This window comes from Streptomyces sp. T39 (assembly GCF_008042045.1).
In the GTDB taxonomy this organism is placed as follows: Bacteria; Actinomycetota; Actinomycetes; order Streptomycetales; family Streptomycetaceae; genus Streptomyces.
In genome coordinates this window covers 723,981-731,027 of record NZ_RDBP01000037.1, presented here as the reverse complement: position 1 = coordinate 731,027, position 7,047 = coordinate 723,981, and the positions used below count along the sequence as shown (strand labels likewise).

8 protein-coding genes are annotated in these 7,047 nt (G+C 72.0%); 1 reads left to right on the top strand and 7 read right to left on the bottom strand.

Features of this window, described 5'->3' with window-relative positions; genetic code table 11:
- The first annotated feature begins 114 nt into the window (after positions 1–114).
- A complete protein-coding gene (locus EAO77_RS25800) occupies positions 115–510 on the top strand; it encodes a nuclear transport factor 2 family protein (protein ID WP_147990658.1) in 396 nt (131 codons plus the stop codon).
- Between the two features lie 117 nt (positions 511–627).
- Here the strand turns inward: EAO77_RS25800 and EAO77_RS25795 are convergent, their stop codons facing one another.
- From EAO77_RS25795 to EAO77_RS25765, 7 genes are all read right to left on the bottom strand, one after another.
- A complete protein-coding gene (locus EAO77_RS25795) occupies positions 628–3,456 on the bottom strand; it encodes a DEAD/DEAH box helicase (RefSeq protein WP_147991034.1) in 2,829 nt (942 codons plus the stop codon).
- A gap of 187 nt (positions 3,457–3,643) precedes the next feature.
- On the bottom strand, positions 3,644–4,537 hold the full coding sequence (tatC, locus tag EAO77_RS25790; protein ID WP_147991033.1) for a twin-arginine translocase subunit TatC: 894 nt from the start codon (positions 4,535–4,537) through the stop codon (positions 3,644–3,646).
- Between the two features lie 104 nt (positions 4,538–4,641).
- On the bottom strand, positions 4,642–4,932 hold the full coding sequence (gene tatA / locus EAO77_RS25785; RefSeq protein WP_147990657.1) for a Sec-independent protein translocase subunit TatA: 291 nt from the start codon (positions 4,930–4,932) through the stop codon (positions 4,642–4,644).
- Between the two features lie 238 nt (positions 4,933–5,170).
- Positions 5,171–5,368: a hypothetical protein gene (locus tag EAO77_RS25780; RefSeq protein WP_147990656.1), complete on the bottom strand. Its 198-nt coding sequence runs from the start codon at positions 5,366–5,368 to the stop codon at positions 5,171–5,173.
- Between the two features lie 44 nt (positions 5,369–5,412).
- On the bottom strand, positions 5,413–5,667 hold the full coding sequence (locus EAO77_RS25775; RefSeq protein WP_147990655.1) for a hypothetical protein: 255 nt from the start codon (positions 5,665–5,667) through the stop codon (positions 5,413–5,415).
- Positions 5,668–5,682: 15 nt separating this feature from the next.
- On the bottom strand, positions 5,683–6,651 hold the full coding sequence (locus tag EAO77_RS25770) for a helix-turn-helix transcriptional regulator (RefSeq protein WP_147990654.1): 969 nt from the start codon (positions 6,649–6,651) through the stop codon (positions 5,683–5,685).
- A gap of 17 nt (positions 6,652–6,668) precedes the next feature.
- Positions 6,669–7,047: helix-turn-helix transcriptional regulator (locus EAO77_RS25765; protein ID WP_147991032.1), on the bottom strand; the 379-nt coding region annotated here is incomplete at its 5' end.

Genomic DNA, 7,047 nt, shown 5'->3' with positions numbered 1-7,047 from the left:
CCGGCAGCTCCCGCACCACGGTCCGGCCGGCACCTACGGTCCGTGGACAGCGATGGAGGCCCGGCGGATGATGGAGGAAACGGGGATCGAAGCGGACGAAAGGTGTGTCCTGCGATGTCCGAGCATCCTGACTGCGCCCTGGTGCGCCGGGGTTACGTAGCGTTCAGCGAAGGCGACATGGAGACCCTCAGCTCCCTGATGACGGCGGACGCCGTCTACCACGTCCCCGGCAACAGCCCCATCTCCGGGCACCACAAGGGGCGCGAAGCGATTCTCGGCCTGTTCCGCAGGCTCGGTGAGGAGACGGACGGCACCATGCAGGTGCAGGTGGAGGCGGTCCTCGCCGACGGCCGCGGGCATGTGATGTCCTTCCACACCACCCGGGCCGACCGGGGCGACCGGGGCATCGAGATCCGCGACGGCCTGTTCTTCACGATCACCGGCGGGAAGATCACCGACATCGACGAGTGCACCGAGGACATCGACGAGACGGACGCGTTCTGGAGCTGACCGCGGCGGCGGCCGGGCGACCCCGGCGGCCACCGCACGCATGACGGCGCGGCACGGCCCGGAGGCCGTGCCGCGCCGTCATGCGTGAGCCGGCAGGAGGGGCGGCGGTGGGCGCGCTCAGCCCACCGAGCTGTACGCCACCACCCCGCGGAGCAGCCCGTCGACCGCCTTGCGGGCGTTCTTGGCGACCGTGCTGTTCTCCCGGGGGGCGGCCGCCGCGACCTGGCCGAGGACGTCGATGACCTGCTTGCACCAGCGCACGAAGTCGCCCGCGGGCATCTCCGCCTCGCGCAGCACCTCGTCGAGCGCCTTGCCCGACGCCCACTGGTGGGCGGCCCACGCGAAGCCGAGATCGGGCTCGCGCTGCCCCACACCCTCCGCCTGGTTGATCTTGAACTCCTCCTCCAGGGCGTCCAGCCGGCCCCAGATGCGGATCATCTCGCCCAGCGCCTCCTTGGCCCGGCCGCCCGGGACCTTGGGCGCCACCGCGTCGTCCGCCTGCCGCGCCTCGTAGACCAGCGCCGAGACACAGGCCGCGAGTTCGGCGGGGCCGAGACCCTCCCAGACCCTGTCGCGCAGGCATTCGCTGGCGAGCAGGTCGAGTTCGCCGTAGAGGCGGGCCAGCCGCCTGCCGTGCTCGGTGACCTCCTCGCCGCGGAGGTAGTCCATCTCCGTCAGCAGCGCCACGATGCGGTCGAAGGTCCGCGCGATCGTGTTGGTACGGCCCTCGATCCGCCGCTCCAGCTGGTGGGTGTCCCGCTGGAGGCGGTGATAGCGCTCGGCCCAGCGGGCGTGGTCCTCGCGCTCGTCGCAGCCGTGGCAGGGGTGGGCCCGCAGCTCCGTGCGCAGGCGGGCGATCTCCCGGTCGTCGGCCGCCGCGGCGCGCTGCTTGCGGTGCCGTTCGGGCACGATGTGCCCGGCCTTCGTCCGCAGCGCCGACGCGAGGTCGCGCCGGGACTGCGGCGAGCGGGCGTTGAACGACTTCGGGACGCGCATCCGCTCCAGCGCCTCGACGGGCACCGGGAAGTCGATCGAGGCCAGCCGCTTGACCTGGCGCTCGGCCGTGAGCACCAGGGGACGCGGCCCGTCGTGGTGCTCGAAGCCGCGGTGTCCGTTGGTCCGCCCGGCGGGCAGCCCGGGGTCGAGCACCAGCGCGAGCCCGGCGAACTTGCCCGTCGGCACGTGGATCACATCGCCCGGCTTCAGTCGCTCCAGGGAGGCGGCGGCCGCGGCACGGCGCTGCGAGGCGCCCTGCTTGGCGAGTTCCGTCTCACGGTCCTTGAGCTCGCGGCGCAGCCGCGCGTACTCCTCGAAGTCGCCGAGGTGGCAGGTCATCCCCTCGCGGTAGCCCTCCAGGCCCTCCTCGTTGCGCTGCACCTGGCGGGCGATGCCGACCACCGACCGGTCCGCCTGGAACTGGGCGAAGGAGGTCTCCAGCAGTTCGCGCGAGCGGTGCCGCCCGAACTGGTGCACAAGGTTGACGGCCATGTTGTAGGACGGCTTGAAGCTGGAACGCAGCGGATACGTGCGGGTGCCCGCGAGGCCGGCGAGCGCGCCCGGGTCCATGGCGCGCTGCCACAGCACCACCGCGTGCCCCTCGACGTCGATGCCCCGGCGCCCGGCGCGACCGGTCAACTGGGTGTACTCGCCGGGGGTGATGTCCGCGTGCTGCTCGCCGTTCCACTTGACGAGCTTCTCCAACACCACCGAACGCGCGGGCATGTTGATGCCGAGGGCGAGGGTCTCGGTGGCGAACACGGCCTTCACCAGGCCGCGGACGAACAGTTCCTCCACCACCTCCTTGAAGGTCGGCAGCATGCCGGCGTGGTGGGCGGCGATGCCGCGCTCCAGCCCTTCGAGCCACTCGTAGTACCCGAGGACGTGGAGGTCCTCGGTCGGGATGGAGGCGGTGCGCTCCTCGACGATCTCGCGCACCGTGGCGCGCGCGGCCTCGTCGTTGAGCCGCAGGCCGGCGTGGAGGCACTGCTGGACGGCCGCCTCGCAGGCGGCGCGGCTGAAGATGAAGGTGATGGCCGGCAACAGACCCTCGGCGTCCAGCCGGTCGATGACCTCGGCCCGGCCCGGGGTCCAGATCCGGCTGCGCTGGCGCCGCTCGCGCTCGCGGTCGGCCTCGCGCACCATCTTTCCGCGGCGGCGGTCGCGCGGGTTGTAGCCGCGCTGGTTCTCCATCCGGGCCAGGCGCACCAGGTCCGGGTTGACCTCGCGCCTGGTCCGGCCGCGGCCGCCGTGGTCGGTGCTCTCCTCGAAGAGGTCGTACATCCGGCGGCCGGCCATGACGTGCTGCCACAGCGGCACGGGCCGCTCCTCGGAGACGATCACCTCGGTGTCACCGCGGACGGTGTCCAGCCAGTCGCCGAACTCCTCCGCGTTCGACACGGTCGCGGAGAGCGACACCAGCGTCACGGAGTCGGGGAGGTGGATGATCACTTCCTCCCACACCGCGCCGCGGAAGCGGTCGGAGAGGTAGTGCACCTCGTCCATCACGACGTAGCCGAGGCCGCGCAGCGCCTGCGAGCCGGCGTAGAGCATGTTGCGGAGCACCTCGGTGGTCATCACGACCACCGGGGCGTCGGCGTTGACGCTGTTGTCGCCGGTGAGCAGGCCGACCCTGTCGGCCCCGTGGCGCCTGACCAGGTCCGCGTACTTCTGGTTGGACAGGGCCTTGATGGGCGTGGTGTAGAAGCATTTGCGGCCCTGTTCGAGGGCCAGGTGGACGGCGAACTCGCCGACGATGGTCTTGCCGGAGCCGGTGGGCGCGGCGACGAGCACGCCCTTGCCGGCCTCCAGCGCCTGACACGCCTCGATCTGGAACGGGTCGAGGTCGAAGTCGTACATCGCGCGGAAGGGCGCCAGTGCGGTGGCCGCCTCCGCCGCGCGGACGCGGGCGGCGGCATAGCGCTCGGCGGGAGAGAGATCCTCGGTCATCTTGTTCATGAGCCTACCCGCCACCTCCGACAGTCAGCGGATCTTTATCCGGCGGGGGCCGGGGCCCCCGGGGCGACGGGGAGACCACCCACTGTGTACCCGCGAGGAGGGCGGCGGCACACGTGCGAAGGGCCGGGAATCGGCTCCCCGGCCCTGTCACCTTCCGCGCACGCGCGGTGATCGAACGTCAGGTGATGTCGTCGTATCCGTGGCTGCGCCGGGTGTCGGGCTCGCCGGACGCCTGCTCGGGCAGCGCCTTGGCGGCGGACACCGTCTCGACGCCGCCGACCGCGGCGGGCGTCAGGTCGAGCTCGGAGGCCTCGTCGTCGTCGAGTTCCGCGTCGGGGTCGTTGCGCCTGCGGCGGCGGTCGTTGAGGAGCGAGAAGCCGACGGCGACGAAGTAGAGGAGGATGATCGGCCCGGAGAGCGCGACCATGCCCAGCGGGTCCGTGGAGGGGGTGGCGACGGCGCCGAAGACGAAGATGCCCATGACCGCGCCGCGCCACCAGCCGAGCATCCGGCGGCCGGTGACGATGCCGGTGAGGTTCATCATGATCAGCAGCAGCGGCAGTTCGAAGGAGAAGCCGAAGATCAGCACCATCCGGACGGTGAAGTCCAGGATCTTGTCGACGCTCAGCAGGTTCTCGGCGGGGGACGGGGTGATGGACAGCAGCACCTTCATGCTCACCGGCATGATCAGGTACGCGAAGTAGACACCGGCGGCGAACAGCGGGGCGGCCGCGGCAGCGAAGTAGTAGGTGTACTTCTTCTCGTTGCGGTGGAGTCCCGGCGCGACGAACGCCCACAGCTGGTACAGCCAGATCGGGCAGGACACCACGATGCCGGCCATCAGGACGACCTTGACCGTGGTGGTGAACGGGGAGAGCAGATCGGTGTAGACGACCGTCGCGCACACCCCGCCCTTCTTCGGGCCGTCGGAGCCGCACTCCGGCACCGGCGAGGTGAGGAATTCCATCAGCTCCTGGCTGAACGCAACGGCGACGATCGACGCGACGACGATCGCCAGCGTCGCCTTGGCGAGCCGGTTGCGGAGCTCACGGAGATGTTCCGCGAGCGGCATGCGCCCCTCGGGGTCCTTCTCCTGCTGGCTGGGGCGGGCAGACTTGAGCAACCCACGTCCTCATCTCGTGCGGCAGGCCGTCGGCAAGAACGGCCCTGAAGTCGTCAGCGCTGGGGGGTGTCGGTCGGCTCGTTCACGGGGCGGGCGCTGGTGACGTCGCCGGGCGCGGCCTGGATCGTGCGCGACGGAGCGGCCTGGCCCTGCGCGTCCTTCGGCTCCGCCGGGGCGGTCTGCTGCTGCTGGCCGTCGGACTTCATCGCCTTGGCCTCGCTCTTGAGGATGCGCGCGGACTTGCCGAGCGAACGGGCCATGTCGGGAAGCTTCTTGGCGCCGAAGAGGAGGAGGATCAGAAGGGCGATGATGATGATCTCGGTGGGGCCGATCTGTCGGAACATAACTGTGTCTACCTTCTCACCGAGGCGGCTTGGGGCTGGTGTCTGCATGTCCCTGCGGACAGATGTCCGAGACGACGCAGCGATCGTAACCCGCAGGGGTAAACGCTGGGCAATCCTCTTGCATACTCCGGTCAGCGGCCCGGCGCCTCATCTCCGGTGCCACCACCAGCAGCGTACCGCCCGGATCCGCGCTTCTGGAGGGCGCGTCCGCGATCGGTCCGGGCCTCCGCCGGGCGGCTCAGCGCAGCGACTCGCCGGTCCGGGCGAGGCCGGTGGCGGCCCGCTCCAGGTCCTGGGCGGCGCGCTCGACGCGCTGTGCGGTGCGGGCGACCTGGTCGCCGAGACGGCGGGCCTCGACGAAGACCCGGATGGCGAGCACCCCCAGGACGGCGATCGAGAGGAAGCCGACGGCGACGGCGAGCATGGGCCAGAACATGCGCCGAGCCTAGTACGGCCGCGTCCTGCCCGGTGCGCCCGCCCTCACGCCGTGGTGTGCAGCCGCAGCGTCCGCACACCGCCCCCGGTGAGCAGCTCCACTATCCGCTCACCGGCCGGCTTGCGGACGGCCGCCCCGCACTCGGGGCAGGTGAACGAGTAGAAGGTGGTGCGCCGGCTGCCGCCGATGGCGAGACGCAGCGCGCCCGCCGACAGCTCGAAACGGGCACGGCAGTCGGGGCAGGCGGCCTTGAACAGCACGGGCCCGACCTGGGTGGGAGCTCCCGGGACGAAGGACATGCGGTGCGCAGCTCCTCAGTCCCGGCCGTCGTACGCGGCGAGGGCGTCGAGTGCCGCCTGCCGTGCGCTCGCGGCGAGCTCCGGCGGCGAGACGATGCGTCCGTCACGGCCGAGCCGCAGGGCGAGCCGGCGCAGGGAGGCGGGGGCGGGGGTGCGGATCGTGATGCGCAGGCCCCCGTCGGACAGCTCCTCGGCCCGGTCGTGGGGGTAGTACTCGGCGACCCAGCGGCCGCCGGGACCGACCTCGACGACGACCTCCGGGTCGTCCGCGGAGGGCTGCACCAGACCCTCGGAGAGATCGCGCAGTTCGATCTCAGGCGGGGCGGCCGGGGCGTCGAGCAGCCGGATCTCGGCGACCCGGTCGAGGCGGAAGGTGCGGCGCGCCTCCGACAGGCGGCACCACGCCTCCATGTAGGTGTGCCCGACGGCGAACAGCCGGATCGGGTCGACCTCGCGCTCGGTCAGCTCGTCGCGGGCGGGCGAGTAGTAGCGCAGCCACAGCCGGCGCCGCTCGGAGATCGCGCGGTCGACGTCGGCGAAGACCCCGCCCTCGGACTCGAAGGTCACCGACAGCCGCGAGCTGGCGCCCGCGGCCTCCCCGGCCGCGCCCTCGACCTTGGCGGTGGCGCGCAGCAGCGCGTCCCGGTCGCCCTCGCGCAGGCCCGGCAGGGTCGCCACGGCCCGTGCCGCGACCAGCAGCGCGGTCGCCTCGTCGGCGGCCAGGCGCAGCGGCTCGGCGGTGGACTCGCCCGAGGCGTCCGGGTTGCGCCACCAGATGCGCTCGCCGTCGGTGTCGATGTCGAGCAGGTCGCCGCCGCGGAAACTGGTCCCGCACATGGGCAGCACGTCGAGGTCGGAGATCAGCTCGTCCTCGGTGATCCCGAAGGCGCGGGCGACATCGGCGATGTGGGCGCCGGGGCGCTCGCGCAGATAGGTCACCAGCGAGAGCATCCGCCGGGTCTGGTCGATGGCGTTCGCGGCCATGGTCGTACGACTCCCCTTCAGCCCTTGGCCACGGCGCGCAGCCGGTCGACCACGTCCGCCCGCAGGTCCGCGGGCTCCAGCACGACGGCGTCCGGGCCGAACTCCACCAGCCAGGCGTCCAGTCCGTGCCCGTACGGAATCTCCAACTCGTCCCACCCGTCGCCGAGTTCCCGCACGCCCACGGCACGGGCACGCAGCGGGTAGCCGCAGCCGGAGCGGAGCCGGATCAGCGCGGTCCTGGTCGCGGTCTCCCCCGCCCAGCTCTCGACCGTCTCGCGGACGGTGACGACATCGGGCACCGGCGCGGTGAAGGCGCCGGTCCGGGCCCGGACCCGGCCGGTGATGCGCGACAGCCGGAAGACCCGCTCGGCACCGCGCTCCCGGTCGTGCCCGGCC